19 protein-coding genes are annotated in these 18,474 nt (G+C 46.9%); 7 read left to right on the plus strand and 12 right to left on the minus strand.

Features of this window, described 5'->3' with window-relative positions; genetic code table 11:
- Positions 1–2 precede the first annotated feature (2 nt).
- Both AC27IJ_RS15060 and AC27IJ_RS15065 read left to right on the plus strand, forming a co-directional pair.
- A complete protein-coding gene (locus tag AC27IJ_RS15060) occupies positions 3–524 on the plus strand; it encodes a hypothetical protein (protein WP_312446838.1) in 522 nt (173 codons plus the stop codon).
- 14 nt (positions 525–538) lie between these two features.
- Positions 539–1,744, plus strand: coding sequence for a class I SAM-dependent rRNA methyltransferase (locus AC27IJ_RS15065; RefSeq protein ID WP_312446836.1), 1,206 nt, complete (start codon positions 539–541; stop codon positions 1,742–1,744).
- 94 nt (positions 1,745–1,838) lie between these two features.
- Here AC27IJ_RS15065 and AC27IJ_RS15070 read toward each other — a convergent pair whose 3' ends face one another.
- From AC27IJ_RS15070 to AC27IJ_RS15115, 10 genes are all read right to left on the minus strand, one after another.
- A complete protein-coding gene (locus tag AC27IJ_RS15070; protein ID WP_312446834.1) occupies positions 1,839–2,990 on the minus strand; it encodes an aldo/keto reductase in 1,152 nt (383 codons plus the stop codon).
- Between the two features lie 653 nt (positions 2,991–3,643).
- Entirely contained in the window at positions 3,644–4,516 is an 873-nt protein-coding gene (locus AC27IJ_RS15075; RefSeq protein WP_312446832.1) for a hypothetical protein, read from the minus strand.
- Positions 4,517–4,533: 17 nt separating this feature from the next.
- Positions 4,534–5,241: an ABC transporter ATP-binding protein gene (locus AC27IJ_RS15080; protein ID WP_312446830.1), complete on the minus strand. Its 708-nt coding sequence runs from the start codon at positions 5,239–5,241 to the stop codon at positions 4,534–4,536.
- Complete coding sequence (locus AC27IJ_RS15085; RefSeq protein WP_312446828.1) at positions 5,238–5,612, minus strand: GntR family transcriptional regulator; 375 nt, start codon at positions 5,610–5,612, stop codon at positions 5,238–5,240. The genes AC27IJ_RS15080 and AC27IJ_RS15085 overlap by 4 nt, the downstream gene beginning before the upstream one ends.
- A 326-nt stretch (positions 5,613–5,938) precedes the next feature.
- Complete coding sequence (locus tag AC27IJ_RS15090; RefSeq protein WP_312502333.1) at positions 5,939–6,898, minus strand: polysaccharide deacetylase family protein; 960 nt, start codon at positions 6,896–6,898, stop codon at positions 5,939–5,941.
- A 90-nt stretch (positions 6,899–6,988) separates the two neighbouring features.
- A complete protein-coding gene (locus AC27IJ_RS15095) occupies positions 6,989–7,705 on the minus strand; it encodes a PHP domain-containing protein (RefSeq protein ID WP_312446824.1) in 717 nt (238 codons plus the stop codon).
- A complete protein-coding gene (locus AC27IJ_RS15100; RefSeq protein WP_312446822.1) occupies positions 7,686–8,036 on the minus strand; it encodes a hypothetical protein in 351 nt (116 codons plus the stop codon). Before AC27IJ_RS15100 ends, AC27IJ_RS15095 begins: the two co-directional genes overlap by 20 nt.
- Positions 8,014–9,426 (minus strand): [Fe-Fe] hydrogenase large subunit C-terminal domain-containing protein, encoded by a 1,413-nt coding sequence (locus AC27IJ_RS15105; protein ID WP_312446820.1) that lies wholly within the window; start codon positions 9,424–9,426, stop codon positions 8,014–8,016. The genes AC27IJ_RS15100 and AC27IJ_RS15105 overlap by 23 nt, the downstream gene beginning before the upstream one ends.
- A 101-nt stretch (positions 9,427–9,527) precedes the next feature.
- Positions 9,528–9,950 (minus strand): ATP-binding protein, encoded by a 423-nt coding sequence (locus tag AC27IJ_RS15110; protein ID WP_312446818.1) that lies wholly within the window; start codon positions 9,948–9,950, stop codon positions 9,528–9,530.
- Entirely contained in the window at positions 9,950–10,297 is a 348-nt protein-coding gene (locus tag AC27IJ_RS15115) for a DRTGG domain-containing protein (RefSeq protein WP_312446816.1), read from the minus strand. Before AC27IJ_RS15115 ends, AC27IJ_RS15110 begins: the two co-directional genes overlap by 1 nt.
- Before the next feature lie 218 nt (positions 10,298–10,515).
- Between AC27IJ_RS15115 and AC27IJ_RS15120 the strand changes: the two genes are divergently transcribed.
- Genes AC27IJ_RS15120 through AC27IJ_RS15140 form a run of 5 tightly spaced genes read left to right on the plus strand, consistent with a single transcriptional unit; the run spans position 10,516 to position 15,554 of the window.
- Positions 10,516–11,010, plus strand: coding sequence for an NADH-quinone oxidoreductase subunit NuoE family protein (locus tag AC27IJ_RS15120; protein ID WP_312446814.1), 495 nt, complete (start codon positions 10,516–10,518; stop codon positions 11,008–11,010).
- Positions 11,011–11,021: 11 nt separating this feature from the next.
- Positions 11,022–11,579: an ATP-binding protein gene (locus AC27IJ_RS15125; RefSeq protein ID WP_312446811.1), complete on the plus strand. Its 558-nt coding sequence runs from the start codon at positions 11,022–11,024 to the stop codon at positions 11,577–11,579.
- Positions 11,580–11,613: 34 nt separating this feature from the next.
- Positions 11,614–11,991 carry a (2Fe-2S) ferredoxin domain-containing protein gene (locus tag AC27IJ_RS15130; protein ID WP_312446808.1) on the plus strand — a complete coding sequence of 126 codons (378 nt, stop codon included), beginning with the start codon at positions 11,614–11,616 and terminating at the stop codon, positions 11,989–11,991.
- A gap of 12 nt (positions 11,992–12,003) precedes the next feature.
- Positions 12,004–13,791 carry an NADH-quinone oxidoreductase subunit NuoF gene (gene nuoF / locus AC27IJ_RS15135; protein WP_312446805.1) on the plus strand — a complete coding sequence of 596 codons (1,788 nt, stop codon included), beginning with the start codon at positions 12,004–12,006 and terminating at the stop codon, positions 13,789–13,791.
- 17 nt (positions 13,792–13,808) lie between these two features.
- Positions 13,809–15,554, plus strand: coding sequence for an NADH-dependent [FeFe] hydrogenase, group A6 (locus AC27IJ_RS15140; protein WP_312502336.1), 1,746 nt, complete (start codon positions 13,809–13,811; stop codon positions 15,552–15,554).
- A gap of 121 nt (positions 15,555–15,675) precedes the next feature.
- Here the strand turns inward: AC27IJ_RS15140 and AC27IJ_RS15145 are convergent, their stop codons facing one another.
- Complete coding sequence (locus tag AC27IJ_RS15145; RefSeq protein WP_313256932.1) at positions 15,676–17,610, minus strand: DUF2264 domain-containing protein; 1,935 nt, start codon at positions 17,608–17,610, stop codon at positions 15,676–15,678.
- 24 nt (positions 17,611–17,634) lie between these two features.
- Positions 17,635–18,474: a sugar phosphate isomerase/epimerase family protein gene (locus AC27IJ_RS15150; protein ID WP_312502340.1), complete on the minus strand. Its 840-nt coding sequence runs from the start codon at positions 18,472–18,474 to the stop codon at positions 17,635–17,637.

The following is an 18,474-nucleotide window of genomic DNA, read 5'->3' on the forward strand; positions in this document are numbered from 1 at the left end:
TAATGAGAAACCATCCCCTGTTTACCACCAGGGAGCTGGTATTAGACGCACTGCTTTCAGCCCTTTTATTTGTCAGTCAGGTGAGTTTGTCCTGGCTTCCCAACGTAGAACTGGTATCCCTGCTTCTAATTTTATACACCCTCGTATTCCGCAAACACGTATGGCTCATCCTGTACGTGTTTGTTGTATTGGAAGGGTTGGTCTACGGCTTCGGCCTCTGGTGGTTTTCCTATTTGTATGTGTGGCCCATTCTTCCGGCCGCTGTATTTTTGATTTACAACAACAAAACGCCAAAAACCTTTGGCATATCCCTGCTTTCCGGAATCTTTGGAATGCTGTTCGGATTATTCTGCACCGGGTTCTACTTCATTACCGGAGGCCCCGGCGCAGCTTTTACCTGGTGGGCGGCAGGAATCCCATATGATATCGTCCACGGAACAGGTAATTTCTTTCTGTCCCTCATTTTGTTCCAGCCGTTATACCGGCTGCTCACCTCGCTGAAACGAGGTCTATCACATCAATAAAGGAGTGTATGCTTATGGAATCAGCAACTGTAAGATTAAAAAAAGGAGAAGGCCGCTCATTAAAAGCCGGCGGCCTGTGGATCTATGACAATGAAATCGATACCATCAGCGGGGATTACACCAATGGTGATATCGTATCTGTGGAAGACTTTGACGGCTATATCCTGGGTCAAGGCTTCATCAATACCAATTCCAAGCTCACCGTCCGTATCATGTCCCGAAAAAAAGGCACAACAATAAACGAAAGCTTCCTGGAAATGCGGGTCCGCAACGCCTGGGAATACCGCAAAGCCACTGTAGACACCTCCAGCTGCCGCCTTATCTTCGGGGAAGCCGACTTTCTTCCCGGGATCGTGGTAGACAAGTTCGACGATGTCCTTGTAGTGGAATCCCTGGCCCTTGGCATTGACCGTCTAAAGCCTGTGATCCTGGAAAAACTGAAAATGGTTCTCAATGAGGACGGCATAAAAATCCGCGGCATTTACGAACGAAGCGACGCCAAGGTCCGCCTCCAGGAAGGCATGGAGCGTTTGAAGGGCTTCATCGGACCTTCCTTTGACACGAAAGTGGAAATCACAGAAAACGGTGTTAAATATTTGGTTGACGTCCAGGACGGCCAGAAAACCGGCTTTTTCCTTGACCAGAAATACAACCGCCTTGCCATTCAGCGCTTATGTAAGGACAAGCGGGTCTTAGACTGCTTCACTCACACCGGATCCTTTGCCTTAAACGCCGGCATAGCCGGAGCAAGGGAAGTCCTTGGCGTAGATGCCTCTGAGCTTGGCATCGCACAGGCAAGAGAAAACGCCGCATTAAACAGCTTATCTGACCGGGTGGACTTTCAGTGTGCCGATGTTTTTGAACTACTTCCCCAGCTGGAAAAAAGCGGGGAAACTTATGATGTGGTGATCCTGGATCCCCCTGCCTTCACCAAATCCAGGAACTCCGTGAAAAACGCGGTAAAAGGCTACCGTGAGATCAATCTTCGCGGTATGAAGCTGGTCAGGGACGGCGGCTATTTAGCCACCTGCTCCTGCTCCCATTTCATGACCCCCGAACTTTTCGCAAAAACCATCCGGGAGGCAGCCGCAAACGTCCACAAACGCCTCCGCCAGGTAGAATACCGGACCCAGGCGGCGGATCATCCCATTCTGTGGGCGGGGGATGAAACCTCTTATTACCTGAAGTTTTATATTTTTCAGGTCTGTGACGAGAAATAAACGGATAATCAAATAGCCGAGGGTATCCCAAAAGTAATTTTAGATCTTACTTTAGGAATACCCCCGACGACTCATTCACACATTACCAACATTATTATTCACTTCTTCTCCCAAGCAGCGTTTCGGCTTCTATCATATTTTTAATGATAGGCACTCCAAATGGACAACGCTCTTCGCAGCTGCCGCAGGCTATACACTCATCGCCGCCATGATGAAGGCTTTGATAATGAGAACGTATGGATGGCGGTACAGCTTCTTTATCAAGCCGTGCAATATCTAAGTATTTGTTAACAGTTGCAATGTCTATTTCGGAGGGACATGGCTGGCAATGCCCGCAATACACACAATTTCCCTCAAAAGCACTATGTACTTCATTATAAATCCAAGTGTAGTCCTTGTCAGTTTCAGATGCCGACAGATAATTCATGGTGTCATTCATTTCATCCCGCGTTTTACAGCCTGTCAGGACACTGGTCACTGCCGGCCTTGACAGTGCGTAATGGATACACTGCGCCGAAGTCATCGGCCTGCTGTAAGGCGTATGTTCCGGCGAGAGCAGTTTGCCGCCGCCAAAGGTTTTCATCACAGTAATACCAACTTGTTTTTGTGTACACAGCTTGTATAATTCCGAGCGTTTAGGATCAATACCATTAAAAACCCCTGCCTGGAAGCCGTTATCCAGACAATCGAAAATGCTCGCTTTCGATGAGAGCATATCAAATGCGGGATTGATGCTGAACATCATCATCTCCGGCACTCCGGTTTCAATGACCTTCACTGCTGTTTCAGGATTGTGGGAGCTAAAACCAATGTGCCTGATGTCACCTTGTTGTTTTAAACGCTCCACATATGTGACAAAATCTGTCTCGAAAACATTTTTATAGTCCTGCTCTGAATCAATAAAAAACATCATGCCAAAATCTATGTAACCGAAGATCCGTAACAGCTCTTCAAAATACTGCTTGACCACAGGTAAGTCCCTGCTGATATCGTACTGCATGTTTATATTCGTGGAGCCGATATGTCCTTGTAACATCACCTGATCGCGCCTATTTCCAAGTGCTTTTGCGATGTTTTCGCGGACTTCCGTGCCTGGCATAAAAACATCCATAATATTAACGCCATACTCCAGTGCGGCGTCAATCGTCTCCTTTACTTGCTCATATGGCTTGCCGTCAAGGTGTTCGCAGCCAAGGCCAATGATGCTAGCATGTTTGCCGGTTTTCCCGACCTCTCTGTATTCCATTTTATTACCTCCTATATTAAAATTTCTATTAAATCTTTGATTCGCCTATTCTCATGTCTACAACTGCCATCTTGCCGAACAAATACCTCTGAACTTTCTGTTAAAAACATATCAATCATTCCTCCGCTGAAGTATGTGTCAAGACTTCTCATTATCTATATCAGCCCTTTTCCAACCATATTCAGCCATTCCATAAAAATCTTCAATTTTTACTCTGATTGGCTTTCCTAATGTCGGCAGAGTCATTCAATATCTCATTCCTTTGCCTCATTATAACTGTTATAACATCACTTGTAAATGAAATAAGTCAAGACTTTGTCCGGAGGATAAATAATAAAAATTATAAGGGCTGTTGCGCCTTTTATATACCTTTTATATACCTTTTATATACCTTTTATATGCTTTTTTTATGCTTTTTTTATAATTTCATTTATTAATTTTATTTACCTTTTTAACAGTATTACTGAAACTCCTTAGTATGAAAAAGTTGATTTAAATCCTGAGGAAATGTTTTGCTGAATGGATCGAATTCATAAAAAAATACCTCACAATTAATTAGCTTACAATTAATTGCGAGGCAGCATTTTTTATCGTTTAAATTGCTTGATTTTACAGCGTCCTGTTTCGTTACCTTCATACTCAGATTTATTTTATTACTCCAGATTAAGGCGCTTGGACAGGATACGCTCAGTGCCGAAAAAGAATATTGCAAGCTGAATGACGTTGTAAATAATCGAACCGATGAAGGTCAGGTGCATGACAAGGGATATCCCCTGTGTATCGGGCATCGTATCAATCATGCTGAAGAACGATTTTAAGGACGGTATATTTGCCAGTATGATCATTGCAAAGCCGTTAATAAAGCTAAAAAGCATAGATATTGCAATAAATGCAACAACGGACATCATCACACGGTACTTGTTTGACAGATGGCCCAGTGCCATGGAAAAGTACATGTGATAAAGCTTAACCAATCCGCTGGCTACGATCAGAATAATCAGCTCAAACACGAGCAGCGGCCAGGACGGAACTTGAGCAAACCCGCGGTTGATGACAGCCCATATCTGGGGATCGGTAATTGCCGCAAAAAACTTAGCAGGACCTGCGGTGCCTAAAACCAGAATAAAAATGGATACCAAAGCCGTCAGGAAGCTGGCCATTGACATCACAAACGCTACCGTGCCCTTTGCTGCGATCAGCTGCCAGGGCTTCACCGGCAGGGTAAACATCAAATAGCCTTCATCACATAAAAGGCCCTTGTAAAACCGCTGAATAACTACGATCAGCGTCAGTACACTCAGTGCAACCAGTACGCCGAAGTAGGCGATCACGGAGACCGTCTGAATCAGGCCTACGAGGCCGCGGCCAAAGCTTAAGCCAGACATCAGGTCATTATAATAACCGTTAGCCAGCGAGCCTACGCCCAAAAATGCATTGAGAATGGATATGGCGATAATCGCCAGATAAATCGGCGCAAGCGTGCGCACAATGGATTTAAATTCGTATTTGCATAGTTTGCCAAACATCTTACTTCCTCCTTTTGTTAGCTGCCGTACGCGAAAATTTCGCGGAACAGCTGATCGACTGACTTTCCCTCCTGCTCGCGGATGTTATCCACGGTGTCGTGGCGCACAACCTTGCCGTTTTGCAGGAAAATGGCCTCATCCAACACGCGCTCGATGTCAGAAATCAGGTGAGTGGACAGCATAACTGTGCCATTTTCGTTATAGTTGGTCAGAATCGTGTTCAGGATGAAGTCACGTGCTGCCGGGTCAACGCCGCCGATCGGTTCGTCAAGCAGATAAAGCTGCGCTTTGCGGCTCATGATGAGCGCTAGCTGCACCTTTTCTTTGGTGCCTTTAGACATGGTCTTGAGCCGGTCACTCGGCTGGATGCCAAGAGCCACGAACATTTCCAATGCCTTTGTGCGGTCAAAGTCTGCATAAAAGTCAGCGAAAAAGTCTGTCAGATCGCAGGCCTTCATCCAGTCGGCAAAGTACATGCGGTCTGGCAGGTAAGAGATAACTGACTTGGTTTCCACGCCGGGCGCATTGCCGTTTACCTCCAGTGTGCCGGAAGTTGGCTGCAAGAGTCCGCACAGAAGCTTGATAAAGGTGGTCTTGCCTGAGCCATTTGGCCCCAGAAGGCCGACAATTCGGCCGCGGCCGACCGTCAGATCAATATGGTCAAGCGCAGGCTTTGTACCGTAAATCTTAGTCAGGCCGTGCGCAGTAATAAGTTCCTGATTCATACCTGTTCCTCCTTTTTATCCCATGCTGCGAGCAGCTCGCGGGTTTGTTCGTCGGTGTAGCCAAGAGCACGCATGGACGCAAGAAATTCATCCATTCGCGCATAAGCAAGCTCTTCCCGCACGTTGCGGATGAGTGAGAAATCCTCTGTAACAATCCGTCCCGCTGTGCGGCGCGTTTCGACCAGCCCCCTGCTTTCCAGCTCCGCCAGTGCACGCTGCATCGTGTTAGGGTTAACACCTGCCTCGCTTGCCAGCGCGCGCACCGTTGGCACAGCCGCGCCGGATGCATACACGCCAGACACGATGCGCAAGGTGAGCTGATCGACGAGTTGTATCCAGATCGGCCGATCATCGGTCAGTTTCCAGATCATGAGACCGCCTCCTTTTGTGTTATTGTATTGTTGTACTAATTGGTTAATACAATAATACAGTTATTTTAAGTATTTGTCAATAGGCATTTTAAAAATATCATTTTTCAAACCATTGCCAAAACTTGGTCATCGTATACTCTCTACATTAATCTGGCGTACCAGGTGGACATCTGCAAGATTAAATTAGTTATCTCCGATACCGGGATTCAGTTTCATGTATTCGTTCGGCTCGGTGCCCGCATAAATAAAAATGTTTGAACACCCACACATAGGGGTGCTCAAACATCTTAAGTTCCATATTAAAATCTGTACAGTTCCTTCATCCTTTACGGATAAAAGTGAAAATAAACTCCGCCCGGAGCAACTCCTCCACGGAGCGCGGCCATCTCACTGACCGTAACCAACTGGTAACCTGCTTCTGTAAGCCTGGGGATGATTTCAAGGGCAGCCGCTCCGCTTTGGGAATAAAGCTCATGCATCAGAACGATATCCCCGTCCCGTACCTGGCTCATAACCGAATTTACCGTTTTACTGGCATTTCGCGTCTTCCAGTCCCTTGTATCAATGCTCCACATAATCACAGGAGCCTGCACATTTGCAAGGACCGTGCCGTTTTTTGCTCCTCCCGGCGGTCTTACCAGGGCGGGCCTTACGCCGCAGGCAGCTTGTACCGCGTCATTGCAAAGGTTGATCTGGCTCTGGATCTGGGCTCCGCTTAACTTGGTCAGGTTTTTGTGCTCGTAAGTGTGATTGCCGATTTCATGCCCTTCCGCAACCATGCGCTGCATTTCCGCCCCATAAGCGGAAACACGGCTTCCCACCACAAAAAACGTGGCCTTTCCGCCGTACTGTGCCAGACAATCCATAATCTGATTTCCCACAGGTGCAAAAGGCCCGTCATCAAAGGTCAGAGCCACCATTGGCCTTGAAGGGTCGACATAACGTCCTGCGGGCGCCTGTTCCTGGCTTTCCTGCGAAGCCGTCTCCTGCTGCCCTTCTGCTGCAGTCCCGGCATTTAAGTCCTGGCCCTCCGTGCTGCTCTGGCTCTCGTCACCGGCCCCATCTTCCGTCTGCTTTCCCGGTTGTTCTGAAATATTACCATTCCCATCTACCCACCTGGCCACTCCTGGTCCCAGGTTTTCATCTATCCAGTCATTCCGTACTTCCGATGCCTCCTGGCCCGATGCCGTTTCATCCGCCATGGAAGGAAACGGTGTCGCTGGTACGAACGCTGTCACAAGTGCTACGGTCATCAGGCCGAAGCCCCATTGTATTAGTTTTTTCATGTTACATCTCTCCTTTCCCTGTTAATAACCACTACTATACAGGAAAGAGGAGAAAATTGGAAGAAAATTTCCAAACTTAATTAAAAAGTCCTAGTGGTGCAAAAGCGCACGGACCACTGCTTCCATGCTTTTCTCTTCTGCTTCAATTGTCAGCCTTGGCTCATGAATGTCCTCCAAATAATGAGCATCGGAATTGCTGATGATACGGCAGCCCTCCAGATATGGGTTCTTTTTCTTAAGCTCGTGAAGCCTTGTAAGGTCCTTTACCTCCGCCGTTGCAAATTGACTGTCAGGAGGCACAAATCCTAAGTTGGAGAGCAGGCTGTTGGCAGACTTGTCGATGTGGGCCGGAAACATAACACCTCCATAGGACCGGACTAAGTCCCATAACCGGTCAAAGGAGATATCCACGCTGTTAATAAGAAGATTGGGCACGGTTCCGCATAGGACATCTTCCTTATTATATATCTGCTGCTTACCAAATATTTCCTCCTTATTTGGAAAAGCCATCAGCCGTTCATACACATACTCATCAAACTCCATGGCCTTATCAAGATCAGAAAACAGGCATACCGCATGTACTTCCTCCGAAGTACAGACTTCCATTCCCGGCAAAGCTACAATCCCATATTCCTTTGCAAAATGCAGCACAGCCGGACAATTTTTACAGGAGTTGTGATCCGTCACCGCGATCACGTCAAGCCCTTTTAATGCGGCCATCCCCACTATATTCGCCGGCGTCATATCATCATCCCCGCACGGTGATAAGCAGGAATGGATGTGAAGATCATAGGTTAAGTTCATCATGAGGGAGCCTTTGATAGATCAACAGGGCGGCCTCAAAAATGGGCAGCTCTGTTTTCAAAACCGTGATCTCCTGGTCCGCCGCTTTTTTTACAGCCGCTTCGTCAAGAGCCGTTCCCTCTGCCATGATAACACAGGCAGCGTCGGCAAGAGAGGCTACCGCAAGTGTGTTTATGTTTCCCATCACCGTTACCCATGCGCAGCCCTCTGCCGCTCTTCCCATTGCAATGCTTAATAAATCACAGCAAAACGGCTTTTTGATCTCACGGCCAAGCTCTTCTCCTTCATTGATCACTTCAAATAGATTACTGTCAATCAATTCCCTTACCGTCATTTCGCTTCCTCCACTCTTTTCTGTCAAGCTGAGTCATTTCATCGGAAATTCTCTGGATATACTTTGTCATGACCTTGAATTTTTCATAACTGTCCCTGTCGCCTTCCACGATATCGGCCGCCAGCCTGGAAACCTCCTCCGACAGCTTATGCACATTGTCCCTGAGGAAATAAACGCAGTCTGATTCCACCGCTTCTCCCCTCACGATATCTTCAGCCAGGGCCTTGCAGGTAGGCGCCCCGCAGGAACCGCAGTCTAAGCCGGGAAGCTTCTTTAAAAGTCTTTCTACCTGATTTAACCTTGCAAAACTTTCCATCATGGTCTCGCCTAAATTAAACACCGGCTCATACTGGACCTCCTTAGTCCACTTTACCAGTTCCTCGGCTCCCGCCTGCATATGGCTCCTTGCCACAGGCATGTACTTCCGAAGCCGTTTCAGCTTCACCTCCGCAACATATGGGTTTTCCACCGTGAGCACACCGCCCACGCAGCCGCCGTTGCAGGCGCTCAGCTCCACAAATTTTAAGTTTGTAAACTTCTGGTCCTCCATATCTTCAAGGACCCGGATGACATTTTCAATGCCATCTGCTGCTAAGTAATCCTCGGTAAACAGGCCGCTTGCTTCTCCTCCGCTGCGCCCCCAGCTGACTCCGATTTTACCTGAAGTCCCGATCTCCGGCGGATCATCTCCCACCGCCTTCATGCAGGATAAAAGCTGGGGATATAAATCTTTTATGGCAAGGACCTTATCCACTTCGCTGTGCTCCGTTCCCAAAGGAGACTTCACATAGGTGACCTTGGAGGGACAGGGGGAAATAAAAATGATACCGATCTTATCCCTTTCAAGTCCGGTTTTTTCCATGGCTTTTTGGACCGCAAGGATAGCCGCCACCTCCACCGGAGGATTTAAGGGCAGCAGATTGGGGATCAGGTTTGGGAACTTGACCCGTATGAGCCGCACTACGGAAGGGCAGGCGGTACTGATGGCCGGAAGCTTGTCCTGATTTTCACTTAAATACTCCCTGGTAGCCTCGCTCACTAACTCCGCCGCCGCACTCACTTCAAATACATCATCAAATCCCATCATAAGAAGGGCATTTAAAACAATATTCACATCATCCAGATTATTAAACTGGCTGTACAGGGACGGAGGCGGCAATGCCACCGTATATTTATACTGTTTCAGAGCCTCCAGCTTGTCATATGTGGCATGTTTTGCATGGTGAGGACATACCCTTATGCACTCCCCGCAGTCAATGCAGAATTTACTGTTGATCTGTGCCTTCCCATTTCTCACCCTGATGGCCTGGGTAGGGCACCGTTTGATGCAATTAATACACCCCATGCAAAGCTCTTCATCAAGCCTTACCGAATGATAAAATTTATCCACATTTTTACCTCATTTCCAAGTTATCGCCCACGTCCTTTGGGCATAAAGGTATAGTGTTTCCACTCGCCTCACGTTCCGGCGCTGTTCCTAAAAAAAACCTTTTATATGTTCACCACCATACAGATGGTCGTTCCTTTTCCTATTGCCGTATCGATTTCCATCTCATCCGAATACTTTTTCATATTCGGAAGCCCCATTCCGGCTCCAAAGCCCAGGGAACGCACCGCATCCGGCGCGGTGGAATATCCTGCCTGCATTGCCAAAGCAATATCCGGTATTCCGGGGCCCACATCAGCCAGGATCATCTCGATCCGGTTCGGGGTTATGTTAACGGTTATTTCTCCCCCTTGTGCGTGGATCACCATGTTGATCTCCCCCTCATACATGGCAATGGCCACCTTGCGCACCGCTTCCGGGGTGACCCCCATCTTTTTCAGCTTGCTCTTTACATCACTGCTGGCTTCTCCTGCCCTTGTAAAATCATCGGGAGAAATCCTGTAGTGAAACGTCATCATATCCGTCATCAGACCGCACCTCCATGAAGCCCTTCCTCATAAAGCATGCCGCAAGCCGAGAACATGCGGTGCCCGGTAGATAAGATAATGATACCCCGCTCCTCCGCCATCTGAAGCATGGACTCATCCGGCGTCTTGCCTCTGACAAAAACGATGCAGACAATGTCCAGCATCTCTGCCGTACGGATCACCTGAGGATTGCAAAGTCCCGTAAGAAGGACGGAATGATCTTTGGAAAACGCCAGAACATCGCTCATCATGTCAGAACCGCAGGCACTCCGGACTTCCTCATCAAGATGGTCCTCTCCTGCCAGCACCCGGGCACCCAATTTATCTCTCACATTTCTTACTGTCATATTGACGCTCCCCTTTCCTACATTCGCTCAATTCGCTCAATTCACACAATTCATATCATTATTGACCATTATATCATAAATAGGGCGTCTGGTATAGAAATATTACACGGAAGGATTGTTATTTTTTTGTCGAATATTGATTAAACTATAGATTTTTTCTCAATAACATGGTAAAATATCAGATACATTGCATAAGCAACATTTAAGGAGGTTATCAAATGGCTTGTAAAAAACAAGGCGTCCAGTTTAACGGGACAAAGGAGCAGGAAGCTGCTTTAAAGGAAGCAATCGCCCTACTCAAAGATACAAAAGGATCTCTCATGCCTATCATGCAAAAGGCACAGGAGATTTATGGCTATCTTCCAATCGAAGTCCAGACCATAATTTCTGACGAAACGGGTTTACCGCTTGAGAAGATTTATGGTGTTGCAACTTTTTATGCCCAGTTCGCACTTCAGCCAAAGGGCAAGTACCAGATATCTGTTTGTCTTGGAACCGCATGCTATGTAAAGGGTTCCGGAGACATCTTCCATAAGATTGAAGAAATCCTAGGGATTACCAACGGCGAATGCACACCGGATGGTAAGTATTCCCTTGATTCCTGCCGCTGCGTAGGTGCCTGCGGCCTGGCTCCCGTCATGATGGTGAATGGGGAGGTTTACGGAAGGCTGAGCGCTGACGATGTTCCTGATATTCTTGCTAAGTACGAATAAAAATAACGCTTATGATGACAGAGATCTCTTTAAATATTCTGGATGTGGCGGAAAACTCCACACGGGCAGGGGCTACCCTGGTTACCATTCTTGTTACCGTTGATTCTGCGGCAGACAAACTGATTGTCACCATTGAGGACAACGGCTGCGGTATGACAAAGGAACAGGTGCTTAAAGTGACCGATCCCTTCTTTACCACCAGAGGAACCAGAAAGGTGGGCCTTGGCGTTCCGTTTTTTAAATATGCGGCGGAAAGTACAGGCGGAAGTTTTTCCATTGAGTCAGAGACGGGAACCGGAACAGTGGTAACCGCTGTTTTTGGACTATCCCATATCGACCGTATGCCCCTTGGTGATATAAACTGTACCATTGAAACCCTTATCACCTGTCATCCGGACACAGACTTTCTCTATATCTATCGTTACAACCAAGCGTCATTTAAGCTGGATACCAGAAGCTTCCGTGAGATTTTAGGGGATATCCCCTTTGATACCCCGGAGATATCGGCTTACATAAAGGAATATCTCAGTGAAAACAAATTGGAAACAGACGGAGGCGCGGCCATTTAGGCCCGTCAGATCAAAGTTGAATTGGAGGAATAACATGAAGACTCTTGAAGAATTAAAAGCAATTCGGGATAAGATGCAGAGTCAGGTCAGCATGCGAGGGGAAGACCACGGACGCACACGCATTCTGGTGGGCATGGCTACATGCGGAATTGCCAGCGGTGCAAGACCTGTTCTTAATACATTGTCAAACCTGGTTCAGGAAAACCATATGACAGACCGTTTTTCCGTTACCCAGACCGGCTGCATCGGCTTATGCCAGTATGAACCGATCGTAGAGATTCTGGAACCGGGAAAAGATAAAGTCACTTATATCAATATGACCGCTGAAAAAGCAGAAGAGGTTTATAAAGAGCATTTACTGGGTGGTCATATTGTTCAAAACTACACGTTGGCTTCAGCTGACATCAAATAAGGAGGAAACAGGATGTATCGTTCACATGTATTAGTTTGCGGCGGCACAGGATGTACTTCCTCCGGAAGCCAGCAGATTATGGTTAAATTAAGAGATGAGTTAAAGAAAGAAGGGCTGGATCAGGAAGTATCCGTTGTACAGACCGGCTGCCACGGCCTTTGCGCTTTAGGCCCGATCATGATCATTTATCCGGATGCCACCTTCTATGCAATGGTAAAGGAAGATGATATTTCTGAAATCGTAACCGAACACTTATTAAAAGGACGTCCGGTGGAAAGACTGCTTTATGATGAGACTGTGACTCCGGCAGGCATCAAGGCCTTAAGTGATACGGATTTCTATAAAAAACAGCACAGGATCGCTCTTCGCAACTGCGGTGTCATCAACCCGGAAGAAATTGAAGAATATATTGGTACCGGCGGATATCAGGCCCTTGGTAAGGTTCTTACCGAGATGACCCCTGACGAGGTAATCCAGACTCTCTTAGACAGCGGATTAAGAGGACGAGGCGGCGCAGGTTTCCCTACCGGCTTAAAATGGAAGCTGGCCAGCCAAAACGATGCGGACCAGAAGTATGTCTGTTGTAACGCAGACGAGGGCGACCCAGGCGCATTCATGGACCGTTCCGTATTAGAGGGTGATCCTCATGCCCTTTTGGAGGCAATGACCATTGCCGGCTACGCCATCGGTGCTTCCCAGGGTTATATTTATGTGCGTGCTGAGTACCCAATCGCCGTACAGCGTTTAAAAATCGCCATTGACCAGGCAAGAGAGATGGAGCTTTTAGGCGATGATATCTTTGGATCAGGATTCTCCTTTAACATTGACCTTCGTCTAGGTGCGGGCGCATTCGTATGCGGCGAAGAAACTGCCCTTATGGTATCCATCGAAGGCAACCGTGGAGAACCGAGACCACGTCCTCCGTTCCCGGCGCAGAAAGGTTTATTCGGCAAGCCAACCATCTTAAATAATGTTGAAACTTATGCAAATATCCCTCAGATCATTTTAAACGGATCCGAGTGGTTTGCTTCCATGGGGACTGAGAAATCCAAGGGAACCAAGGTATTCGCTTTAGGCGGAAAGATCCATAACACCGGACTGGTGGAGGTTCCTATGGGAACTACTCTCCGTGAGATCATCGAAGAAATCGGCGGCGGCATTCCAAACGGTAAAAAGTTCAAGGCTGCCCAGACCGGCGGACCATCCGGCGGCTGTATCCCTGTGGAACATTACGATATTCCTATTGATTACGACAACTTAATTGCAATCGGCTCCATGATGGGTTCCGGCGGTCTGATCGTTATGGATGAAACCGACTGTATGGTTGATATCGCAAAATTCTTCCTGGAATTCACCGTAGAGGAATCCTGCGGAAAATGTACACCATGCCGTATCGGTACAAAGCGTATGCTGGAGATTCTCGACAAGATCACCAAGGGACAGGCAAAGCTGGAAGATTTAGACCGTTTGGAAGAGCTGTGCTACTACGTAAAGGAAAACTCTGCCTGCGGACTTGGCCAGACAGCACCAAACCCGGTTCTGTCAACCCTTAAGTTCTTCCGCGACGAATACAATGCCCATATTATTGACAAGACTTGTCCGTCTGGAGTGTGTAAAGCGCTTCTCTCCTACCATATTGATGCAGAGAAATGTAAGGGCTGTACCATTTGTGCCAGAAACTGTCCGGTCAACGCCATCTCCGGTTCCGTTAAGAACCCACATGTCATTGATTCTGAGAAGTGTATCAAGTGCGGCGTATGTATGGAGAAATGTAAGTTTGACGCTGTCTACAAGAAATAATGGAGGGAAATTGGATCATGGAGAATATCACAATAAAAATCAACGGCATGGACGTAAGCGCCCCGGTTGGCTCCACTATCCTGGAAGCTGCCAGGCTGGCCCATGTTGAGATACCAACTTTATGCTTTTTAAAAGATATGAATGAAATTGCTGCCTGCCGTATCTGTACCGTTGAAATCAACGGCGGCAAAATGGCCGCTTCCTGCGTATACCCTATCAATCCGGGCATGGAAGTACGGACCAATACACCCAAACTGCGTGAGTACAGAAAGAAAACGCTTCAGCTGATCCTTTCCAATCACGACCGTTCCTGTCTGTCCTGCGTCCGCAGCGGAAACTGCGAATTACAGACCTTATGTAAGGAACTGGGCGTTGATGTGGATGATTATTACGATGGAGCTAAAACACCTTCTACCCCAGATGAAAGTGCAGCCCATATGGTACGTGACAACAGCAAATGTATCCTGTGCCGCCGCTGTTCTGCTGTCTGTGAAAAAGTTCAGGGAATCGGCGTGATCGGACCTAATGAGCGCGGATTTGCTACCATCATCGGCTCCGCCTTTGACATGGGACTTGGTACAACAAGCTGTGTATCCTGCGGACAGTGTATCGCTGTCTGCCCTACCGGCGCTCTCTATGAGAAGAGCTGCATTGACGAAGTAGCTGCTGCCATTGCAGATCCGTCAAAGCATGTGATCGTACAGACCGCTCCTTCCGTACGCGCAGGCCTGGGAGAAGAATTCGATTATGCCATCGGAACCAATGTGGAAGGCCAGATGGTTGCCGCTTTAAGAAGACTTGGCTTTGACAAGGTATTTGATACCAACTTCGGCGCCGATTTAACCATTTTGGAAGAAGCACATGAATTCATTGACCGTGTGCAAAACGGCGGCGTTCTTCCGATGATCACATCCTGTTCCCCAGGATGGATCAAATACTGCGAACACTACTTCCCGGATATGACAGAGAATTTATCCTCCTGCAAATCCCCGCAGCAGATGTTCGGCGCGATTGCCAAATCCTATTATGCGGAAAAGATGGGTTTAAAGCCGGAGGATATAGTATCCGTCAGCGTGATGCCTTGTACCGCCAAGAAATTTGAGATCGGAAGAGATGACCAGGATGCCAACGGCTCTCCTGACGTGGATTATTCCATGACCACCAGAGAACTGGCCAGAATGATCAAACAGGCCGGAATCCGGTTCACAGAGCTTCCTGACGAAGATTTTGACACACCTTTAGGACTTGGTACCGGTGCAGCCGTTATCTTCGGAGCTACCGGCGGCGTTATGGAAGCAGCCTTAAGAACCGCTGTAGAAAGCCTGACCGGCGAAGAGCTTGAAAGACCTGACTTCACCGATGTCCGGGGAACAGAGGGAATCAAGGAAGCCTCCTACCGCGTAGGCGATATGGATGTCAATGTTGCAGTTGCTTCCGGCCTCGGCAATGCAAGAGAACTCCTTAACCGGGTAAAATCCGGAGAAGCAAACTATCACTTCATCGAGATCATGGGATGCCCCGGCGGATGTGTAAACGGCGGCGGCCAGCCTCAGCAGCCTGGTTTTGTACGCAATACAACCGATATCCGCAGCCTGCGCGCCAAGGTCCTTTATGATGTAGATGCAGCCAAAACCATTCGTAAGTCTCACGAAAACCCTGCAATCAAGGAATTGTATGAGTCTTACCTTGGAGAGCCGGGAAGTGAAAAGGCTCATCACCTGCTTCACACTACCTTTGTAAAGAGAAAAATAAACGAAATATAAACCGGAGTTACAAAACTGCTGTAAATGAGTGTACAAAAATGAGCTTTGATCGGTCCTATCAACCATTATCAAAGCTCATTTTTTATACCATAAATATTATTTTCCTGTTTACCCTTTTCTCCTAAAGACATACGATACCATCGATCCCTGTAAAGTCAACCCTTTCTCTTCCGTCAAATGCAGATAATTCCTCCGGGCTAAAGTCTGAATCCGCTGCTTTAGTAAGATATAAAGCGATCAAGTATTCTGATTTATCATAGAATTTTTCTCTTGTATACGAAGCGTATAATAAACAGGATTTTTTTGAAACCGCATTTACATCCTCCCTGAAACAATAGAAAAGTTTCTGCCATCCCGAATATAGAACGATTGCTGTCTGGAAATTTTTCGCTTTCGCGATTATGTAAGGAAGGCTTCGCTTTTCATATTCAACGATTCCTTCCTTCACTTCCAAAATCCCATCTTCTACAGGAAGTCCGAAATGCCCTAAAGTCAAAGTAAAAGGCCTGTCATTTACCCTTACCCTGTCCACCCGAAGCGTACCAAAAGGAACTTCCATATCCGCCAGATCGACTTTCTTAGTCCTGTTTTTCATGATATCAAAAAAAGCTGTCCTGTATAAAATACCCATCTCGTTTTTACAAAAAGCAAAGGATGCGGGCACTTCCTTTCCATTTAATTTATATGCCATCGCTTCCGCCGGAGTTTTTGTCATTTTCTCCCATGGAAGAGCGGAAGAAAAAGCAACTCTTGCATATGCGGGAAGGTAATCTGACGACGCGTCAAACATAAATTTAGCCGTTTTTATTTCCGTAATGCCGCTTTCTTTATGATTTACGAACCTGATTCCCGGCGCCCCCAGCGTACATACAAAGTCCTTTGTCTGATCCCAGGGATTTTCCTCTTTTCCAGCCCAGAAAGGATGTTCTTTTTCAAGGATCAGGCACAAAAAAGCTTTGCTGCACCAAAAAGGACTGCTCACACAGGAATAAGACTGCACCATAGGCAAAAACGGGCCATAAAAACCCAGACAGGGAACCGAATTTACAAACATTTCTTCTTTCGTGATAAATTGCAGAAGATTTCCGGACATAAGACGGCGGGCAGAAGAAAAACTGAAATCAGGAGAGCTGTCATAATTCTTTAAAAACCCGCCTGCACAAAGGGCGGACGACGCACAAAAACGGTAGATCCCGCTCCGCCCCCATAAGATACTTTCCCCCTTTTCACTGAACATTCTCCAATAGGCCGACAAAAATAAACCGATAGTCTTTTCAAATACAGCTGCGGCTTCCTCTTCGTATTTGTAACCGTAATATTTACACCAGAGCGCTGCATCCAGTACAAATTCCCAGGCACTGTAATAATCAAAGAGATTTCCGTCCCTATACCAGCCTTCGCCCGCATACAAAGAGAGTAAATATTCCAGGTGGTCTTTATATAACACTTCATCCACCTCATAGTCTTCTATTTTCAGAAACGTAAGTGCCAGTAAGTTAAAAAACCTCCAGTTGGAATCATATGTCTGATAATGGCCATATTCGGATAAAAATCCTGCCACAACATCCTTCTCTTCCTGCGTAAATCTGTCCCAGATTATAGGTTTGGAAATGAGAAGGCTGATCCCCATGATCCCACATTCCACAGTTTGCTGAAAAGGTCCCGGGCCGCCGGTTTCTTCTAAAAGTTCAGTCAAAGTCCCAAACCCTGTTTCGGCGCCTGCAGTCATTCCCCGCACGATTTGACATGCGTAATAATCGCGTACATTGATTCCGTTTAAAGTCAGGTTTTCATCTTCCAGTATCAGTGGAACCGCCAGACACAAGGATCTTGCAAGACCTTCAAATCGTGCCGCGCCGATGCGCCCCCTCTTATCGCCGGGAGACGGATAACTTATTTCTTCTTCGTTTCTTGGGGGACACACCGGATCATCTATGGATTTTATATGGGAAAACACCCCCCCAAGAAGAAATTTTCCCGCCTCCAGCCAATGGCTCCGGTCCATTCCGCTGAAAGGGCTTTGTTCATAATTCGGATTTACAACTTCAAACTTCATAAAAACACTCATCCTTCATGTTTTTCAACAGCAAACGATCTCTTTTATAAAAATCAGATTGTTTTTTAGCTTCTCATCCGAGCTTTCTTTGCTTGAAAAATCTTCAAAAGTTACATAACCGTCATAGCCTACGGTTTTTAAAGCTTTAAAAAATTTGGAAAAATCCGCATATCCATCAGAAAAGGACGCCCAGTCTGCCTCGTATTTCTCTCCCTTTTTCAGCCAGCAGGCGTTTTTAATGTGAATATGGTCTAAGTATTTTCCCAGGATTTCCAGAGCCATCTGATATTCCTCCAGGCCTTCGTATATGATATTCCCCGTATCATAGATAACTCCGATATATTTTGGATCAAAATTTTTAGCAAGTGCGTAAGCCGCTGACGCAGAAGGAGTAATTGTTCCATGGTGCATTTCAAAATGCGCCTTTATTCCTGTTTCCTTTGCTTTTTCTTCTACTCTCTGAAAGCCCTGGAGCGCTTCTTCAAACACCTGGTTATAGCCCTTTTCAGGATCATATTTGGAGGCATTCACACGGATCCTCGCAGCTCCCATCGTTTTTGCGGCCCTCATAACCGAGGCAATTTTATCAATATCATCCGTACAAGTAAGATAAGATGCAAGCGCATTGATCTCTAAACCGTATTTGTCCGCCAGACCCTTTAATTCCTCCGCCTTTTCTTCCACCGTGTTTATATCCACGGTGCAGTAATTATTTCTCCAGTAAGACGGCGGTTCCTTGGCAAACTCCTGTTTTATTTCCGTTACCCTCAAATCCACACCGTCATAACCATACTCCTTCATTTTTTTAAAAGCTTCCTCAATCGTCATTTCAGGACAGCCCACGGTAAACACAGAATATTTCAT

The organism is Lacrimispora sp. YZC11 (assembly GCF_057543815.1).